This window comes from Hominenteromicrobium sp., from assembly GCF_046974225.1.
GTDB classification, from domain to species: Bacteria; Bacillota; Clostridia; order Oscillospirales; family Acutalibacteraceae; genus Hominenteromicrobium; species Hominenteromicrobium mulieris.
Window position 1 is genome coordinate 188,377 of record NZ_JBKWAE010000004.1, and the last position, 18,497, is coordinate 206,873.

Below are 18,497 nucleotides of genomic sequence, written 5' to 3' on the forward strand. Positions count from 1 at the left end.
GGAGTTTGATACATATATGGGACTGTTTGATAAAAAATATTGCGATATTTGCGGAGAAAAAATAGGGTTACTTGGCAACCGCAAGCTTGAAAACGGCAATCTCTGCAAAAACTGCGCCCAAAAGCTTTCCCCTTGGTTCTCGGATCGACGCAACAGCACTGTTGCGGAAATCAAGGCACAGCTTGATTACAGGGAAGAAAACCAGAAAAAGGTCGCGACATTCCACACAACCAGAACGCTCGGCGCGGACACCAAGGTGCTTCTTGACGAGGACGCGGGAAAATTCATGGTGACACGTGCCAGAAATCTCGTGGAAGCCAACCCGGATGTTTTGGATTTTGCAGACGTGACCGGCTGTAATCTCGACATTGACGAGAGCCGCACGGAGCTTAAGCGTGAGGATAAGGAGGGTAGGGAGATTAGCTACAATCCCCCGCGGTATGAATACTCCTATGATTTCTACATCACCATATTCGTCAACAACGATTACTTTGACGAAATACGCTTCAAGATCAATTCCGATTCCGTAGATATTACACCGCCTCCCGCAATGCGACCGGGAATGACGACCCGATGCAATCCGGAGACTAACGTTGAGTACCGCAATTGCAAAAAGCTCGGCGAGGAAATCCGGCAGGTTCTGACGCAGGTCCGCAAGGATGTGCGCCAGCAGATTGAACAGGAGGCCGCACCCAAAACGGCAGTCACCTGTCCCTACTGCGGCGCAACGACCACACCGGACGTGAACGGTTGTTGTGAATATTGCGGTGGCGCGGTAAGAGGATAAATATCCATCAAATGATAATGAAAGAAAGAAGGACAAAATAATGAAAAAGTTTGTAGCATTGCTTCTGATTGTGGTTACGCTTTTAACACTTTCTGCCTGTGGTAGCAAGGATGCGTTAGCCGGAACATGGTCCGCCGAACTTGGCGCAGACGGTACGATCACATGGACATTCAACGGAAGCGGCAAATGCACCATGGAAAATGCTTATATGAAACAGGACGGTACGTACACCATTGAAGGTGATCAGCTTACGGTGACACTGGAGGCATGGAGTGATCCATCTACTTATACATTCTCCGTAGATGGAAACAGCCTTACCATGAATGAGAATTCCGGCTACGGCATCAGCGGCACCTTTACGAAAAAATAGCCGTGTAGCTTACCGTTAACACTATCCGCCTCTGACCTTTTAGAAAGGAGAAAAAACGATGAATAACCTTACAGGCAGCATGAAAGACGTTGCATTCGCTACCAGTCCCCGTGAATTTGATCTTCCTTATTCTACCACACTGGAAGAAATCATGCAGAAACTCAATGCGCGCAGAGCAGCGTTCCAGATGCCATTCCAGATCAAAGGCGGCGTTCCCGGACAGCGCATCTCGTTTGAGAAAGAACCAAATGTGGACGTTGGCCTCTGGCTTTACCTCAAGGATGGCACACACATTCGGATTCAGCCGGTCATTACGGAGGCCAAGATGTCGGTTGGCGGTATGCGCGTTGATAAGAACAGCGCACTGCGCAAGGGCCTCAAGGGTGCGACGGTCGGTCTTGCAACGGAGCGTGGCGCCTATATTGACACCGTAACGGAAACCGTGAAGAAGATTTTGAACGGTGAGGCAGTAGAGGACTATGTTGCGCCGGAGGTTCCGGTCGAAACGAAGGACTGGATGACCACATTCTTGCTTTGCTTCTTCCTTGGCGGTCTTGGCGTCCACCGCTACTATGTCGGTAAGATTGGCACAGGCATTCTCTACACGCTGACGGCCGGTCTGTTCGGCATCGGATACCTTGTCGACTTTATCAAGATTCTCTGCGGTAAGTTTACCGACAAGGACGGAAACCTTATCCGGCGCGAAAAGAAATAAGAAAAAATGTCTCAGGTAGGCACGGCTGCTTTTTGCCGGGATTATACGTTGTTTTCTGCTAATTGGCAGATTTGTGCAACCCTGAAGGATATTGGGAGGAAATTATGAAACAGACGAAGACCAAGCTTCTATGCCTGATTCTTGCGGCACTGATGCTGCTCAGCGGCCTCACCGCCTGCGGAAAGGATAAGGAGGGGAAAGACTCCAATTTAATCAAGCTCGGTGACTATGAGCTGCTCTACAAGGGCGCATGCATCATGGAAGATTCGGACGGAAACGACGCAATCGTTCTGACACTGGACTTCACAAACAACAGCAAGGAAAACGCCTCATATCTCTGGAGTGTCGATGAGACGGTTATGCAAAACGGTGTAGAGCTGGAAGCTGCATCTATTATCACGGACTATGAGAACCTTGAAACCGTAGTGAGCGATCAGTTTACGGATGTTGCGCCGGGTGCAACGCTGGAAGTGCGGACAGCCTTCGTGCTAAAAGACACGACCAGTGAAGTCAAAGCGACCTTTGAGGAATTTCTCGGCAGCAAAAAAGGTACAATCACCGTTGACCCGGCTACGCTCAGCCGGGAAACGGTCTCCGATACGAAACCGGAGACCACCGGTACGACCGGAGACACATTGCTCGATTGGTGGAACGGCGAATGGTACGGCTGGTGGAAGATGAGCGGTTGCTACGGCGATTATGAAAGCATGGAAGGCGACTGGTGGGATGTCTGCGGCGTCATTGATTTCGACAAGGACTACACAGGCACAATTGAGCTTTGGGATGAGGACTACACGAGATCCAAACCTATGGCTTCCGCGCAGGTCAGTCTGAGCGAAGCCGGAACCGGCGAGCACGGTACGGTGATGTCCGAAGGTGGCTGGTTTACAAACGTAACACTGGAGCATGCCGATTGGATCGTTGACCCCGGTCTTTTGGACTACGATGATATGATCTGGATCAGCGGCGACTATGAAGACGGCGATGACGAATTCCACTATGACATCTATCTGCGCCCGTGGGGCCTTTATTGGAAAGACATGGAGGAAGATGCGTATCCCTATCGGTATACCGATTGGTATCTGCCGCTGATTGACGCAGGCAAGTCTATGCCGGATGCTATCGGAGAAGGTGTTTCGGAGGGGAATGCTCCGACCAACCAGACGAATGCGGCAGCTCCCGGCGGAAACGGCATCGTGACTGAGGAGCAGGTGCAAAAGGGCTACGTTTGGATGAACGAGGTCAATAATAATATTTTTGATGCTACTTACGAGGATATTGTTGCCTACTTCGGTGTAGAAGGCGAGTTTGTCAAGGAAGAGTACAGCGACCACATGCAGTCGAACTACCGCTACTACAAGTGGATTTCGAGCGAAGACAGCTCGCATTTCATCTACGTTAACTTCCGTGAAAAGACTCCGGGCGTTTATACGGTGAGTGCGTACAACACCAGCGGCTTCTCCGGCAACGAGGCCATTGCGAAGTATCTTGACATCGTCAAAGCGGAGGCCGCCGAGGCGAACAAGGCAGCATCCGCAAACGCCGAGATGAAGGACTTCTCCGTGGAAATCGCCCAGTTTGCAAAAGACGATGTTAAGGTCAAGATCATGACGAAGATCCCGGTATCCGGCTGGTCGTTCGATGATAGTGGGCGCTGCCTGGTGGAAAACGACGATCCCACAGCGTTTGGTGCGGGCGCCATCCAGTTTGAGGTGAGGGAGAACATTGAAAAATTTGATTCCTACAAGGACAGCTTCGAAAACTACAAGGATATCGAGGACCGCGTGATCGGCGGCATCACCTTCCATGGCCGCACCTACAAAAGAATCGGCTATGATTGGATCCAGTATATCGCGCAGCTTGACGACGGCCGTGCCCTTTCCATCGGCCTTCGGGATATGGACTGTGTACCGGGAACGATGCCGGATATCATTCTCAACAATATGACGTTCCAATAAAAAACGGCTCCCGCTCCAATTTGGAGCGGGAGAATCCGGTTATTCGCGAAAAACGGAGGTAATGCGGTGAAGTTCAAAGCGCTCCTCATCGCAGCAGGTCTGGGTATGAGCCTGCTCGGTCTGACCTCCTGCGGTCAGGTCGACGGATGCACCTATCCGTACCCGGAAACATCGGTCCTTTTTGACGATTTCCACATTACAAAAACCATTTACAGCCAAGGGACGATGAGACTCTATTATCGCGGCGTACAGTTCAAAGACAATCCCATCCGCTGCTACGACACGAATTTTGAAGATTTGGGCGATCAGTTTGACTATACGTTCCGAAACGGTGTTCTGACCGTTCAGGCGGATTTTGCCGAAAAGATCAGCGGGCTGACAATCGAGGACAGGGCGCACGATATCATCTATCGTCTGCGTTATCTGGACTCCCCGCAGTTTGCATGGCTGGCAGACGTGTTTTGGTACGATGAAGGCTGGAGCGAAACGGGAGACCGCGAAGCGTATTACAGTGCGGCCGAGCTGCAAGCGGAAGCTGACAGAAAAGCCGAAAGCCAAAAGGAAGCACAGGAGGTCTTTGCGTTGCTGGAAGGCACGTGGATTACGGAGGACGGCCTGCAAAAATATGAGTTTGTCGCAAATGAGGACAAAAGCGGTATGAACTGTTGTACTATGTGGTGGAACAACGAGACACAAGAATGGTACAGCTGGAGCATTTTTGCCGAGTCCGCGTTCCGGACGAAGAGCTTTGACTTTGTTTGCGATGCAGACTGCGTTTACGACGAAATTACAGAAAAGGCTGAAAAGCTGATTACCATTATACTTGTCAACAGTGACCATACAGCGGCTGATATGCGCATCTTGTACGATTCGGAAGAAAACGTCATAAAGGACACGGATGCAATTTATCACAAACAGTGAGTTTGTGGGACACATCCGGAAAATGCGGTTATAACTGTGTTCGGCACTACGGACTGCGCTTGCGGGCTGTAACGCCAACTGGGAAGTGAGGAACTTAGATGGCAACACAAATCACAAATTATCAATGTCCCGCCTGCACGGGACCACTCCATTTTGTAGGAGAATCCGGCAGGCTGGAGTGCGATTACTGCGGCTCAAGCTTCGATGTCGCAGAAATTGAAGCGCTCTACGCGGAAAAAGAAACAAAAGCAGCGGAAGCAGCGCAGAAGCAGGAAGAAACAGAAGCGGCTCAAAAATCTGCCGAAGCGGAAAAACAAAAGACCGCCGCAGGCGGCTCTGACTGGGACACTTCCGGCCTGAACGAGGATTGGGGCGCGGACGCGGCTGACATGAAGGCTTACAGCTGCCCGTCGTGCGGTGCGGAGCTGCTCTGCGACGCGACAACTGCGGCTACGTCCTGCCCATACTGCGGAAATCCGTCGGTGCTTCCGGGTCAGTTCGCCGGCGTTTTGAAACCTGATTTTGTGCTTCCCTTTAAGCTGAGCAAGGAAGATGCCATCAAGGCGCTGAAGAAACACTATCGCAAAAAGCCGCTGTTGCCGTCAACGTTCTCCAAGTCCAATCATCTTGAGGAGGTCAAAGGCGTGTATGTACCCTTCTGGATGTATGACGGTGCGGCCAGCGGAAGCGTGCAGTTCCATGCTACCACTGTACATAAATACACCTCGGGAGATTATGAAATCACGGAGACAAGCCACTACGATGTGCGCCGCGCCGGTTCTATTGGCTTTGAGAAAATCCCGGTGGACGCGTCAAGCAAAATGCCGGACGACTACATGGATTCCATCGAACCGTATGACTATACAGACTTAAAGCCGTTTTCCACGGCGTATCTGCCCGGATTTTTGGCAGACAAATATGATGTGAGCGTTGAAAACAGCCGGGAGCGGGCAGACAAGCGCTGCGCGGGTTCGCTGGTGTCTGCGCTGGAAAGCACGGTTTCGAATTACACCACCTGCAATGAAACGAGCCGAGACATCTGTTTGAAGCGCGGCAAAGTGCATTACGCGTTGCTTCCCGTCTGGATCTTGAATACAAAGTGGGAAGGAAAAGATTTCCTTTTTGCCATGAATGGTCAGACAGGTAAGTTGGTAGGCAACCTTCCTGTCAGCACGAAGCGGGTTGTCGGTTTGTTTGCAGCAATCGCGGCGTCACTCAGCGCCATCGGCGTGACTGCGCTGCTGCTTTTGGCACACTAGGGAGGGCGGAAAAATGAAAGAGAGAATACGCTGTCTCCTGCTGACGTTTATAATCGCACTTGTATTCTGCGTGAATGTATCCGCAACCGAGCAGACAGGTGCACAGCTTTATTATGTGACGGATGAGGCCGGACTTCTCAGCGAAAACGAAAATATGATGCTGGAAAAGATGACGGAAACCGTCTCCCAAAAATACGGCATCGGTGTATATATCGTAACCGTGGAGGATTATCGTGACTTCCATTCTGAAGGTGTTTATAAGGCAACCTATACCATCTATCACGAATACACGATGGGCGAAGGACCGGACCGCGACGGGATCATGCTCCTGCTCAGCATGGATGATCGCGACTGGGCGATGTTCTGCTATGGCTCACGCTGCGAGTATGCGTTCAACAGCTATGGTCAGCAGAAACTGGAAAAGGTATTCCTCGATAACTTCGGTGAAAATGACTGGTACGGCGGCTTTGAGGATTACATCAAAGAATGCAGCGTCTATCTGGAAAAAGCAGCCTCAGGAAAGCCGGTTCGAGCGAGTTTGTTTTTTCCGATCCTTATCGTGATCGGTCTTTCCCTACTGGCAGCAGCCGTGATCGTCGCTGTGATATGGCAGAAAATGGAAAATGTATCAAAAAAAGCAACCGCTAACGCCTATGTTTCCGCGGGACTTCAGCTTACAGAGCAAACAGATCATTTTACCCATAAGACGACCTCCAGCCGGAAAATTGAGCGCAGCTCTTCCGGCGGCGGAAGCAGCCAAAGCGAATCCGGCGGAGGCGGTTCCGGCCGAAGCGGAAAATTCTGAAAGGAGTGGCTATGAAAACAACACCCAGATGCATGTTCGCGCTATTGCTGGCACTGGTTCTGTTATTGTCGCTCTGCGCCTGTACACAGAAGACGCAAACGGAGCCTGACGAACCCAAAATAAATACTGCCCACAAAAAAACTCCGGAAAGCCAACAGGAGGAAGCTGTATTACAGAGCAACGGGAACGATTTTGTATCACAGGATACGACCGTAGACACGCCGCCGGTGCAATGCGCGTTTTCACAGGAGGCAGAGACATCGCTTGGATGGTTGCGCGACAGGATTGATTTTCCGACGACAATGTTTGGTGCGGCGTATCTCGGCTATGTCGGCGGTCTGTTTGATGAGGGTTTCGAGGCGGGTTTCCCTGCGTGGTTGCAGGAAACCAATGAGGCAATGCTCCTCGAATACCCCTTTATCGCAGAGATCAACGATGAGCACATCATCGGCGGCGCGGGGCATCTGTACTGCATTGTGCCGGTCGACGAGAACGCGACGGTTGCAATCAACCGTGTGCAGTGGAACGAAAAAACACAGACCGATGAGGTCACAGAGGTTCTCTACCGGTCAGAGAGCGGCGAACCGGTGCTGCTCTTTGCGAATCTTGACGGCATTGCGCATGAGGCCGACACCCAGGTCTTTATCACCGACAACAGCGGGAACACCTGCGAATGGTATCCCTCGCTTGATGCGACGAGCCATCTTGCACCGTGTACATCGGAAGCCGGTGACTATCTTTCGTTCGATTTTACGGAATATGCCTGGTATGACATCCCATCCGAATTTTCCGATTGGCTTTCTGACGGCTGGGCAGGCATGACCGCGCTTGGCCTTGCCGGATCGCAGAGTACAGGCATGGGCTGGATCACAGAAACCATGGTAGAGGAAACCGGCCGCTATGCCTATTTCTCGCTGCGCTTCTATCTCGAGGATGAGACGGGGGGTACAGTTGATCTAGAGTGGACATACGAAGACAGCGACGACATTGAGGAGATGTGGAGCGGCATCTGGGCGATTCAAACGATTCCGGACGGGCCGAGCTATGTGACGCTCAGCTTGTCGCTTGTGGGCGGTAACAGCTACGGTGTCACGGACGGCCCGGTGTATCTGTGTGAGAAGTATCCTCTCCTGATCAGCCCGAGCGGCACGGAACTGCTGGTCGGCGCAGGTGAGAGCGGCATTTGCCTGCCGTTCATGTCGCAAAGCACAACAGCATGTGTGCTGACACAGGCCGCAGGATAGAAAGCATGCAGGAAGCAAACTGCTTTGAGATTTGCATTCACAAATTTTGTTTGGTAGCAATCTACCGTCCAAGTCCATGTCCGGGGCAATAACCTATTCGGCTCACAGTATCAATGTAAGCTACCGCTCAAGACACAGCTTCCCTCGGAGATCGCCGCTGCCGCATTTCGGAGTTTTAAAGAGCGGTCTTCTTGGAATACGAAGGTCAGAAGAGATAAAGTCAAAATGCCGGGGCTAATGTATCAATAAACGATGTTTTTCAAATATTTTCTGCTTTATGTCCGTGCTATGAAGCGCTGAAAGCGAAAGCGGCGAAGTTTGACGAGGCGGAAGAAGCCGGGAAGACCGAGCTGCAAAAGGCGCAGGGCTGCCGGGATTTCCGAGCGGGCTCTGCGCCTTTTTTATTTTCAGAAAAATAGCACCCCGGGCCGAAGGATGGGTGACCGCGGGGCGCTTGACAGATTTACAATTGAATTATATAAAACCGCAAAGGAAATGTCAATAGAAAATTCGAAAAAATGTGGATATTTTTCATGTTTTTAACCCGATTTTAACGTATTCTTTTCTTTTACCTTTGCAGAAGTCTATTGCAAACCGACACGCAGCGTGGTACAATCGACTTAAAGAAGTACGTGGAGGAGATTTTGTCGTGAACATGAAAACAATCGGTTCCGCCGTTGTAATCATCTTGGCCGCCATAGTCGGGCTATTCCTCGGCGCTGCCATGAACGACGGGTTAAGCGGCTCCATACTGCTCGCGGTCATCGCAGGGTTCGTCTGTGTGATCTATACGATTGAAAACAGTGGCAAGAAGTAGAGGATTTTTTATGATTTTACGGTTTAAACAGCGCTTTTTTTCATGGTTCGACAGCTACGATATTTACGATGAGAACGGCAACACGGTGTATGTCGTCAAAGGGCAGCTCTCCTGGGGACACTGCCTGAAAATTTTTGACGCTTACGGCGAAGAGGTCGGCACGGTAAAAGAACGCATCTTCACGTTCATGCCGAAATTCGAAATGTATTTTAAAAACCAATATGTCGGTTGCATCAGCCGCGAATTTGCACTTTTTAAGCCGAAATACAACGTAGAATGCAACGGCTGGCATGTGGAGGGCAACGTTTTGGAGTGGGATTATACCGTTGTTTCCGGAAGCGGTCACGATGTGGCAAGCATCTCCAAAGAGCTGTTCAACTGGACGGACACGTACCTTTTGAACATATACGACCCCGCAGACGCACTGTGCGTTTTGATGATTGTGCTTGCAATCGACGCCGAAAAGTGCAGCCGAAATAACGGCTAAACGCTATTTTCTGTACAGAAAAGACCTCCGCTCAAGACTGTTTGGCCCGAGCAGAGGTCTTTTCTTTTCCCAAAATTTAAAATGCGTAGAACAAAATGCCGAGACCGGCGGAAAGCACGATCATCAAAATGGGCGAGGGTGCTTTCTTTTTAAAGTGCTTATAGCCAAAGTGCAGAATAATCAGCAGCAGCAAAATCACAACACCGCGCAGATCAACCTCGGGGGCGCTTCGTATGGTTGTAAAGCTGAATAGCGTGCTAAGACCCATCGTCAGCGCCGTAGCCAAAATGAGCGCCACCACGCACGGACGCACGCCGGAGAGAAACGCCTGTACACCGGCGTATTTCAGCAGATTACTCAACACTGCCGCAATGAGCAAAATAATGACGAACGAGGGGAGCACCACGCCCAAAGTCGCGAGCAGACTGCCCAACACGCCGCCTTGCGAAGATCCGATGAACGTCGCCATGTTGACGGCAAGCGGGCCGGGGGTCGATTCGGACACCGCAATGAAGTTGATGAACTCGCTTTCCGTAAGCCAGTGATTCGAGAGCACGGCTTCGCGGATGAGGGAGATCATGCCGTAGCCGCCACCGAACGACACTGCGCCAATCTCAAGGAAAGTCAGGAATAATTTAAAATAGATCATTTCACGTCACCGCCTTTTCCACGCAGGCGCTGTATGAAGTAGGCCGCAAGACCAACCACACCGCTAAGCAAAATAAAGTAGATGGACGAAAACGAAACAGCGAAAACGGAAAACGCTATCATGCAAACCGCTACGCCTGTGACAAGCACGGTATTGAACGCCGTCTTTTCAAGACTTTTCAGCATGCGCACACCGGCGGAAAAGATGAGGTACACAACACACACCTGAATTCCGCGGAACGCGCAGGAAACGAATTTCAAGCTCAAAAACTGGTCAAAGAATAGGGAAATGAGGTAGATGATGACAAACGAAGGGATACACACCCCAAGCGTGGCCGTCGCCGCGCCGGGCACACCGGCAATGTGATAACCGATATACGTTGCGCTGTTAATAGCTATCGGGCCCGGCGTAGACTCCGCAATCGCGATCATGTCGAGGAACTCTTTTTTGTCGATCCACTTTTTCTTTGCGATAAACTCATTTTCCAGCAAGGCAACCATCGCATAGCCGCCGCCGAACGTGAAAGCGCCGATCTTCAAAAATGTGAGGAACAGCGTGCATAGTTTTTTCATTTTTCAACCCCATTTTCTGCTAATTTAAACACGATAATCATACACCGTTTCACCGAAAAAAGCAATAAAAAAGAAGCAGGCGCACCTTTCGATGTGTTCCTGCTTCCTTTGCTTTATTTTAAATTACTTAGAGAAGAGGTTTGCCACACGGTTCCAGAAGCTGTCTTTGGTTTCAGTCTCGGTCGTGGTTTCTTCCGTGGTGCTCGTGCTGTTGCTGCTCGAGTCCGTTGCGGTGCGCATTACGTAGCTTACGGTCATATCCGTACCGTCTGCGCGGCCGGAGCCCTTGAAGCTGTCCGCACGATCCTTCATGATGTCAATCACGCGTGCCAGCGTGGAATCCGGGTCGGTAATTTCGCTGAGGCCGTCGAGCTTATCATTGATTGTATCGGAGAACTCCGTCATGCCGTCGCTGAGTTCAGACGTGCCGTCTTTAAGTTCTGCGCCGCCGGTCTGGAACTGACCGATCGCATTCGATACGGTCTTGCTGGAGGAAGAGAGCGTCTCCATGCCGCTGAGCAGTTGGTTGGTGCCTGCATCGAGCGTGCCTACGCCGGTTGCGAATGCAGAGGTGCCGGTTGCAAGCTGAGAAGCACCGCTGCCAAGCTTTGCAGCACCGTCGGAAATCGCGTTAGCCGCACCGACAACCGTGTCGGTATCTGCCGGATTCTCTGCGTTATACAGCGCGCCGGTCAGCGTATCAACACTGTCCATCATTTCGCCTGCCTGCGAGGAGAGGTCTTTGAATTCACCCATCAAACTCTTGAGCTCATCGGTGTTAATGTCCGGAATTGCCGCTGCAACCTGCTGCACAGCGCTCTGCTTTGCCGCCGCAAGGTCATCGGAAGACGTTACTTCTTCTGTAACAATCGGGGCAACCTGTTCAGCAACCTTCGGGCCAACGGCCGATGCGATGGCGTTGGGATCGATGTCGGAAGCAATCTTCTCAACCATGCCAGAAACCTGCGCGGTTCCGTTACTGATGACTTCGGCGCTCGGGGTAGAGGTAGAAGGCTGTGCTGCAAGAGCATTTAAAATAGCCTCTTTCTGCGCGTCATCGAGGCCAAGTTCATTTAAAGCCATCTCCACACAAGTTTTTGAAGCCTGATAACCTGCGGAATAACCGTCCTGATAAAGCTGTGTCGTAAGGGCTGCGGCTGCATTTGTGACATCTTCAGAGGAAGAAGCCGCCTGCACGTTGCCCTTGATCTCTTCCGCCGTCTTCTGGGAAGCCGCTGTTGCCGCATTGCTTGCAGCAGCTTCGGAAGCCGCTTTCGCTGCGCCGCTCGCCGCGCCATCGAAAACCTGTTCAGCGCCTGCGCCGAGCTGTGCTTTGAGTGCTGTCATATCCGGGATTTCAACGGTCTCCAGCTTGCCGGAAAGCTCGGTCATTTTGTCTTCAAGCGCGGTCTTCTTTTCGGAAGCATCTACAAGGCCCGGGACAAGCTGCTGATTCATGACGCCCGCAAGCTGTGCGGTACTGTTCTGCAGCTGAATAGCGCCGAGGGAAAGCTCGCCGGTCTTCGTTGCCAAGAGTTGTGCGTTTTCAAGCAGGTTTTCCGTGCCGTTTGCAAGGGTCTGTGTGCCGTTCAAAGCGCTGTCCACGCCGGCATCGAACTGGCTGTAACTCGAAGCAAACGTGTCAAGGCTTTCGACAAGTGTGCCCACAGCGTCATCCAGTGCGCCGGAACCATCCTTCAGCTGATCGATTGCATCGGTCAACTCATTCATCGTGTCGCCAAGCTCGTCGGAAGCCTCATCGAGGTCGAGGTCGGAAAGGTTCGGAGCCGCGGCGAAGAGAAACGTCGGGACGGTGCAGTCCGTAACATCCGCTTCGAGGGTAAGGGTATCGAGCATCAGGTCGTCGAGCTTATCAAAGCTGTCGGGGAGCAGGTCGCTGACGGCTTCCTTCATGCCCGGCATCGCAAGGTAGCAGGCAACCTGCGTTTTGGAATCAGACTCCACAAGACCGTGCTCTGTCGTGATGTTCTTGAAGTTTTCGCTCGGCAGCACAGCCGCCGCAACGGTGAAGAACGGGGTATAGACGGTGCGCTTTTTACCGTTTACGGTCACTTCTTCGCCGGTGTTGTTCGTCAGCTTAACGGTTGCGACAAGGTGGCCGCTCTGACCCTTGAGTTCATCGGCCGTAACCGTCTTTCCGTCCAGCGTATACTCGATGGAAACGCCGACAGGCGCCTGTGCGCTGTTCTTGCCCTGATAATAAATATCGGTTTCGTCCGTCGTCCACTTGAGCGTATTGCCGGACTGTTCCGGCATCACGTCGCTCTTGAGATTCTGGATATCGGAAAGGTCGCTTTCGTCGGTAACGGCATCAAAACCGTCATCGCTGTGCAGCCAATCGCTGGTGACCTGCTCCTGCACGGAACCGTCTGCGTTCAGGATGAGATAAGAGGTTTCTTTTTTCTCAACGGTAGCATCCGCCGCGAAGGCCGGGGCAGCGCAGCCGAGGAGGAGAAGTGCGGAAATCGTAGCCGCAACGGATTTTGTAAGATACTTACTCATATTGATCGAGATCCTTTCTCTGAATCGATTATGCCTTTTTCTCGGTGATTTCGGGCTTTTTCAGCCAATGGAACGTGGTCTTTCTGAGGATTGGCTCCGTGATGACGAGCAGTGCCGGCAACACAAGCAGGATAACTGCCATACTGATGAGTGCGCCGCGGCTGATGAGCTTGCACAACACGCCGATAAGCTCCATACGGGAGACGAGGGACACGCTGAACGTTGCCGCGAAGAAGGTGAGACCGCTTGTTAAAATGCTCTGACTGCACTGTTCAACGGCAATTTGAGCCGCTTCCTTTGCAGTGTGACCCGCGTTACGCTCTTCGCGGAAACGCGTGGTCATGAGGATCGCATAGTCGACCGTTGCACCGAGCTGAATGGTGCCGATAACGATGCTTGTGATAAACGGCAGCGTCGTGCCGGTGAAGTACGGAATGCCGAGGTTGATCATGATGGCGCTTTCAATCGCCGCAACGAGCAGCACCGGAACAGAAGCGGAGCGGAACACGATGGCGATAATGACGAACACGACGATGATACTTGTGATGTTGACGTTATTGAAGTCGACATCCGCAACCTCGATCAAATCTTTCGTCATCGCGCCTTCGCCGGTGATGACGCCGTTCGGGTCGTACTTTTTCACAATATCGATCATTTCGGAGAGCTGGTTATTTTGCTCGTCACTGCCGCTCTTATAGGAGGAGTTTGCAAGGATCATCTTGTGGCCGTCGGCCTCAAAGATGTCGCGCACGTCGTCAGGAATAAACATTTCCGGGATCGCGCCGCCGACGAACTTTTCATAGCTCAAAACCTGGTGAATGCCGTCCACGTCGCTCAACTCATCGGAAAGATCGGAGAGATTTTTTTCGGAAAGGGTATCGTCCACAATGATGAAGTGGGACGTTGTCATATCGAAGTCTTCCTTCAAGCGGTTCGTACCCGCAATGCCGGGAAGGTCCTGCGGAAGCGCATCAAAGATCGTGTAGTAAACGGAAGTCTTTGATTGTGCAATGAAGAACGGAATGAAGATCATGATAAACGCAATCAAAATCGGCACACGGTGCTTCACGACGAAGTTCGAGGTACGCTTGAGCTTCGGGATGAACGTGCGGTGCGTGTGCTTTTCAATGGCACGACGGAACGTCATGATAAGGGACGGTAAAACCGTGATGGTGCAGATAACGCCGAGCAGAACACCCTTTGCCATGACGACGCCGATGTCTTCGCCGAGCGTAAGCTGCATGGTGCACATGGCAAGGAAGCCCGCAATCGTTGTAAGGGAGCTGCCGGTAATGGAGGAAAACGTCTTTTTAATAGCCGCCACCATGGCGTCCTCATCGGATGCCGCCGTCAGCTTTTCTTCTTCGTAACGGTGCAGCAGGAAGATGGAGAAGTCCATCGTAACACCAAGCTGCAGGACCGTTGCCAATGCTTCCGTAATGTAGCTGATTTGGCCGAGGAAAATGTTCGTGCCGAAGTTATAGACGATTGGGAACAGCATGCCGAGCATGAAGATAAGCGGCACAATCGTTTCTTTCAGGCTGAGGAACAGAATCAGCAACGAAGCGCCCACAGCGCAAAGGATATACAAGGGCATTTCTTTATTGATGAGGCTCTTGGTATCTTCCAAAATAGCCGACATACCACCGATGAAGCAATCTTTATTCAAGATGTTCTTGATTTGCTTCTGCGCGTTCATCGTTCTGGCATCTGCGCTCGGGGCATCGAACTGAACGATGAGCATCGTTGCGCCGGAATCGTTATAGAAGAACTTCTGAATATCGCTCGGAAGCATTTCCTTCGGCGTCGTCACATCGATAAAATCGCTCGTCCACATGACCTTCTGTACGCCTTCGACCCCTTCAAGATCGCTTTTCAGTTTTAAGGTATCAGGCGTAGACATGTTTTCAACCGTAATCATGGAAACCGATGCCATATTGAAGTCATCCTCCAAATACGTCTCGCCGATCATGGAATCCAGATTTTTCGGCAGGTAGGTCAAAATATCGTAGTTAATGTAGGTGCCGAGCGCACCGAACACCGAGGGGATCAAAAGCAGAACCGCTAAAACAAGAATCAGCTTTCTGCGCTTCACGATCCATCGTGCAAAGTGCTCCATTTAGCACCGCTCCTTTCATTCGGGAACCATCCCGTTTATTTCGTTATGTAGTTTAGTCCAAAAATGACCAATAGTCAATATTAAAAGTGACGAACTGTGTAGGCAAAATAAATTGACTATTAGTCATTTTATTCAAATCTGTACAAAATGTTGTTTTTGGCTTGCTTTTTACGGTGTATCCGCCTTATACTATAAAACAAATGAAGTGATTACACAGTTAGATTTGAATGTTGGGAGGCCACAGCCATGCGCGGCGGTGTTGAACAGAAAAAAGAACAGAAAAAGGAGGGGCTGCTCGAGGCGGCCTATCAGCTTTTCCTTGAAAAGGGCGTTAACAAGACCTCGGTCGATGAGATCGTAAAGAAAGCGAACGTCGCAAAGGGTACGTTTTATCTGTATTTTCACGATAAAACCCAGCTTCTGCAGCAGCTCACATACCGCATTTCTGCGCGTGTTTTGAGTGAGGCCTATGAATATGCGGAAGAGCATAAGACTGGCGTTTTTGTAGAAGACATCATCCTCATGGTCGATTACATCGTGGAATACTTTAAAAGAAGCCGTCTGACACTGCGGCTTTTGGAGCGCAATTTCTCCTGGCCGATGATTGAAAAGCAGCTTGATCTAAGAGAAGACCCGTTGTGGGACAAGCTTGTCACTGCCATTGAGAGCAGCTCGCTCGCCGTGGGCTGCACAGAAGATGTCTTATATAAGCGCGTGTTTTTGGTGGTTGAGCTCATTGGTTCCACTTGCTTTGCCACGATGATTGAAAATAAGCCGGATACAATAGACAATATGAAACCCGTGCTTTACGACATGGTGCGTAAGATGCTTGCGTAATGTAAAGCGTATCGACTTTGCAAAGTTGAGTTGCTTTGTAAAGTCATATTAACTTACACATAAACCTCTCGGGGCTGATTTAAAGCTCGTCCCGGGAATTTTCTATGTTCGATTGAACTTTTTTGCAAGATATAGTAAAATAGAAACCGAAAAACGAGAAGACACAGAACCAACAGAACGGAGATCATTTGAACCTATGGATAAATCGGAAATTCTTGCACTGCGCCGTGCGGTGCTGGAAAAAGACTTTGCACGCATGAATGACCGCCAAAAGCAGGCCGTGTTCACCGTAAACGGCCCGCTGCTCATTTTAGCGGGCGCAGGCAGCGGAAAAACAACGGTGCTCATCAACCGCATCGCGAATATCCTACGCTACGGCGACGCGTACAACAGCACCTATCTGCATGACGATCTCGATGAAAATGATATTGCCGCGTGCAAAGCTTATATTGAAAACGGCACGCCGCTCACAACGGAAACACAGGAGCATTTGAGTGTTTCTGCCTGCGCGCCGTGGCGCATCATGGCTATTACCTTTACAAATAAGGCTGCAGGCGAGCTGAAAGACCGCCTGTGTGCCATGCTGGGCGAGACCGCCAACGACATTTGGGCATCGACGTTCCACTCCACCTGCGCGCGTATTTTGCGCCGTGACGGCGAGCGCATCGGGTATTCCTCGCACTTTACGGTGTACGATACCGACGACCAGCGCCGCTTGATGAAAAACATCTTAAAAGAGCTCGATATTTCGGAAAAAAACATCACGCCAAAATCGATTTTGAACGAGATTTCCCGGGCAAAGGATTCTTTAATCTCGCCTGCTGAGTACGCCCTCACGGTCGGCGACGATTTCAGATTAAAGATTATCTCCCGCGCGTATACAACGTACCAAAAGCGTTTGGAAGACGCCGATGCTATGGACTTTGACGACCTCATCAACAAAATAGTGGAGCTCTTCAAAAAGTGCCCGGACGTTCTGGAATACTACCAGAACCGTTTCCGCTACCTAATGGTTGACGAGTATCAGGACACAAACCATGCGCAGTACACATTTGTGCGCATGCTGGCCGAAAAAAGCGGTAACCTCTGCGTGGTCGGCGACGACGACCAGAGCATCTACAAATTCCGCGGTGCGACGATCGAAAACATTCTAAGCTTTGAAAATACGTTTCAGAATGCGACGGTCATTCGTTTGGAGCAGAATTATCGCTCGACGCAGAACATTTTGGACGCTGCGAACGCCGTCATTGAGCATAACACCGAGCGAAAAGGCAAAACGCTGTGGACGCAGAACGGCACCGGCGCCATGATCCACCTGCACACGGCGGAAAACGAAACGGACGAAGCCGAGCGTATCACGAAGATCATCTTAGACGGCGTTGCTGCGGGGCGGAAATTCTCCGATTACGCTGTTTTGTACCGCATGAACTCACAGTCGCTGACATTTGAACGCAATTTTGCAAAATCCGGCGTACCGCATAGAATTATAGGCGGCACGCGCTTCTACGAGCGCCGTGAGATCCGCGAGATGATCGCATATTTGAGCGTTATCAACAATCCGAGTGATGAAATGCGCCTGCGCCGCATCATCAACACGCCGAAGCGCAGCATTGGCGACCGCTCGGTCGAAGTCGCGGCGCAGATCGGTCAGCAGACGGGTGAGACACTGTTTGAGGTCGTCTCGCACGCGAAAGGCTATCCCGCACTGTCCCGTGCCGCAAACAAAATGACGCTTTTCGCCGCACAGATGCAGGGACTCATCGAGCTCAACAACGACGAAAAAGTCACGCTCGGCGAGCTTTATGACGAGCTTGTGGAGCGCATCGATTACCTGAATTTTCTTAAGACCGACGACCCGGAATCCGCAGAAGACCGCGCCGCGAACGTGCAGGAGCTTGCTTCCAACCTACGCCGTTTTGAGGAGGAAAACCCAGAAGGCACGCTTTCGGATTTTCTCGAAGAAGTTTCGCTCATCACGGACATCGATAATTACGATAATAACGCCGATTCCGTCGTGCTCATGACGGTGCACTCCGCAAAAGGTCTCGAATTCCCGGTGGTGTTCCTGCCGGGCATGGAGGAAAACATTTTCCCGGGCATGGCGAGCGTATATGTACCGTCCGAAGTGGAGGAGGAACGCCGTTTAGCGTATGTTGCCATCACGCGCGCAAAAGAGGAGCTGTACATTTTCCACGCGGAATCCCGCATGATCTTCGGCATGACGAACCGCAACCGCGTTTCACGCTTTGTGGAAGAAATCCCGGAAACGCTCGTCGAGCACACCCGCTCCCGCGATTACAGCGCGCGCCCGGTCTCTATGCCGAACTTCGGCGGCGCGAAGCCGTTCGGGGAAGCACCGAAAACAAAATCTGTTGCGGAAGCCGGCGGATTCACGCCGAAGCCGCGCGTAAAGCCCGCGCCTGCCGGTACATAC

16 protein-coding genes are annotated in these 18,497 nt (G+C 51.3%); 12 read left to right on the top strand and 4 right to left on the bottom strand.

What is annotated here, in order from left to right:
- The first annotated feature begins 16 nt into the window (after positions 1–16).
- The 10 genes from ACLTX1_RS05065 to ACLTX1_RS05110 all read left to right on the top strand — a co-directional run bounded on the left by ACLTX1_RS05065 (position 17) and on the right by ACLTX1_RS05110 (position 9,363).
- Complete coding sequence (locus ACLTX1_RS05065; RefSeq protein WP_412330558.1) at positions 17–787, top strand: DUF4428 domain-containing protein; 771 nt, start codon at positions 17–19, stop codon at positions 785–787.
- A gap of 40 nt (positions 788–827) precedes the next feature.
- On the top strand, positions 828–1,157 hold the full coding sequence (locus ACLTX1_RS05070) for a DUF5640 domain-containing protein (RefSeq protein ID WP_308448333.1): 330 nt from the start codon (positions 828–830) through the stop codon (positions 1,155–1,157).
- A 58-nt stretch (positions 1,158–1,215) separates the two neighbouring features.
- On the top strand, positions 1,216–1,872 hold the full coding sequence (locus tag ACLTX1_RS05075) for a TM2 domain-containing protein (protein ID WP_316518943.1): 657 nt from the start codon (positions 1,216–1,218) through the stop codon (positions 1,870–1,872).
- A 104-nt stretch (positions 1,873–1,976) separates the two neighbouring features.
- Positions 1,977–3,830, top strand: coding sequence for a DUF5067 domain-containing protein (locus ACLTX1_RS05080; RefSeq protein ID WP_308448331.1), 1,854 nt, complete (start codon positions 1,977–1,979; stop codon positions 3,828–3,830).
- A gap of 66 nt (positions 3,831–3,896) precedes the next feature.
- Complete coding sequence (locus ACLTX1_RS05085) at positions 3,897–4,751, top strand: hypothetical protein (RefSeq protein WP_308448330.1); 855 nt, start codon at positions 3,897–3,899, stop codon at positions 4,749–4,751.
- Positions 4,752–4,849: 98 nt separating this feature from the next.
- The gene (locus ACLTX1_RS05090) at positions 4,850–6,010 is read left to right on the top strand and encodes a hypothetical protein (RefSeq protein ID WP_308448329.1); all 1,161 of its coding nucleotides are present in this window, start codon (positions 4,850–4,852) and stop codon (positions 6,008–6,010) included.
- A 13-nt stretch (positions 6,011–6,023) separates the two neighbouring features.
- Complete coding sequence (locus ACLTX1_RS05095) at positions 6,024–6,815, top strand: TPM domain-containing protein (RefSeq protein WP_412330559.1); 792 nt, start codon at positions 6,024–6,026, stop codon at positions 6,813–6,815.
- 11 nt (positions 6,816–6,826) lie between these two features.
- Complete coding sequence (locus ACLTX1_RS05100; RefSeq protein ID WP_412330560.1) at positions 6,827–8,059, top strand: hypothetical protein; 1,233 nt, start codon at positions 6,827–6,829, stop codon at positions 8,057–8,059.
- A 649-nt stretch (positions 8,060–8,708) separates the two neighbouring features.
- Entirely contained in the window at positions 8,709–8,876 is a 168-nt protein-coding gene (locus ACLTX1_RS05105) for a hypothetical protein (RefSeq protein WP_176820918.1), read from the top strand.
- Positions 8,877–8,886: 10 nt separating this feature from the next.
- The gene (locus ACLTX1_RS05110; protein WP_343284379.1) at positions 8,887–9,363 is read left to right on the top strand and encodes an LURP-one-related/scramblase family protein; all 477 of its coding nucleotides are present in this window, start codon (positions 8,887–8,889) and stop codon (positions 9,361–9,363) included.
- Positions 9,364–9,439: 76 nt separating this feature from the next.
- Here ACLTX1_RS05110 and ACLTX1_RS05115 read toward each other — a convergent pair whose 3' ends face one another.
- The 4 genes from ACLTX1_RS05115 to ACLTX1_RS05130 form a co-directional block, all read right to left on the bottom strand.
- A complete protein-coding gene (locus tag ACLTX1_RS05115; RefSeq protein ID WP_412330561.1) occupies positions 9,440–10,012 on the bottom strand; it encodes a chromate transporter in 573 nt (190 codons plus the stop codon).
- Positions 10,009–10,584, bottom strand: coding sequence for a chromate transporter (locus ACLTX1_RS05120; RefSeq protein ID WP_412264981.1), 576 nt, complete (start codon positions 10,582–10,584; stop codon positions 10,009–10,011). Before ACLTX1_RS05120 ends, ACLTX1_RS05115 begins: the two co-directional genes overlap by 4 nt.
- Positions 10,585–10,707: 123 nt before the next feature.
- Positions 10,708–13,107, bottom strand: a complete 2,400-nt coding sequence (locus ACLTX1_RS05125) for a hypothetical protein (protein WP_412330562.1) — start codon at positions 13,105–13,107, stop codon at positions 10,708–10,710.
- A 28-nt stretch (positions 13,108–13,135) separates the two neighbouring features.
- Complete coding sequence (locus tag ACLTX1_RS05130) at positions 13,136–15,226, bottom strand: efflux RND transporter permease subunit (RefSeq protein WP_308448322.1); 2,091 nt, start codon at positions 15,224–15,226, stop codon at positions 13,136–13,138.
- A gap of 246 nt (positions 15,227–15,472) precedes the next feature.
- Here ACLTX1_RS05130 and ACLTX1_RS05135 point away from each other — a divergent pair, with 246 nt between their 5' ends.
- Positions 15,473–16,063 (top strand): TetR/AcrR family transcriptional regulator, encoded by a 591-nt coding sequence (locus ACLTX1_RS05135; RefSeq protein ID WP_308448321.1) that lies wholly within the window; start codon positions 15,473–15,475, stop codon positions 16,061–16,063.
- 196 nt (positions 16,064–16,259) lie between these two features.
- On the top strand, positions 16,260–18,497 hold a 2,238-nt coding region (locus ACLTX1_RS05140; protein ID WP_412330563.1), incomplete at its 3' end, for an ATP-dependent helicase.

Coding starts and splice junctions, on each gene's coding strand:
- ACLTX1_RS05125 (WP_412330562.1), bottom strand. CDS start 13,107: ATGAGTAAGTATCTTACAAAATCCGTTGCGGCTACGATTTCCGCACTT.
- ACLTX1_RS05080 (WP_308448331.1), top strand. CDS start 1,977: ATGAAACAGACGAAGACCAAGCTTCTATGCCTGATTCTTGCGGCACTG.
- ACLTX1_RS05070 (WP_308448333.1), top strand. CDS start 828: ATGAAAAAGTTTGTAGCATTGCTTCTGATTGTGGTTACGCTTTTAACA.
- ACLTX1_RS05130 (WP_308448322.1), bottom strand. CDS start 15,226: ATGGAGCACTTTGCACGATGGATCGTGAAGCGCAGAAAGCTGATTCTT.
- ACLTX1_RS05095 (WP_412330559.1), top strand. CDS start 6,024: ATGAAAGAGAGAATACGCTGTCTCCTGCTGACGTTTATAATCGCACTT.
- ACLTX1_RS05090 (WP_308448329.1), top strand. CDS start 4,850: ATGGCAACACAAATCACAAATTATCAATGTCCCGCCTGCACGGGACCA.
- ACLTX1_RS05115 (WP_412330561.1), bottom strand. CDS start 10,012: ATGATCTATTTTAAATTATTCCTGACTTTCCTTGAGATTGGCGCAGTG.
- ACLTX1_RS05075 (WP_316518943.1), top strand. CDS start 1,216: ATGAATAACCTTACAGGCAGCATGAAAGACGTTGCATTCGCTACCAGT.
- ACLTX1_RS05110 (WP_343284379.1), top strand. CDS start 8,887: ATGATTTTACGGTTTAAACAGCGCTTTTTTTCATGGTTCGACAGCTAC.
- ACLTX1_RS05135 (WP_308448321.1), top strand. CDS start 15,473: ATGCGCGGCGGTGTTGAACAGAAAAAAGAACAGAAAAAGGAGGGGCTG.
- ACLTX1_RS05065 (WP_412330558.1), top strand. CDS start 17: ATGGGACTGTTTGATAAAAAATATTGCGATATTTGCGGAGAAAAAATA.
- ACLTX1_RS05100 (WP_412330560.1), top strand. CDS start 6,827: ATGAAAACAACACCCAGATGCATGTTCGCGCTATTGCTGGCACTGGTT.
- ACLTX1_RS05120 (WP_412264981.1), bottom strand. CDS start 10,584: ATGAAAAAACTATGCACGCTGTTCCTCACATTTTTGAAGATCGGCGCT.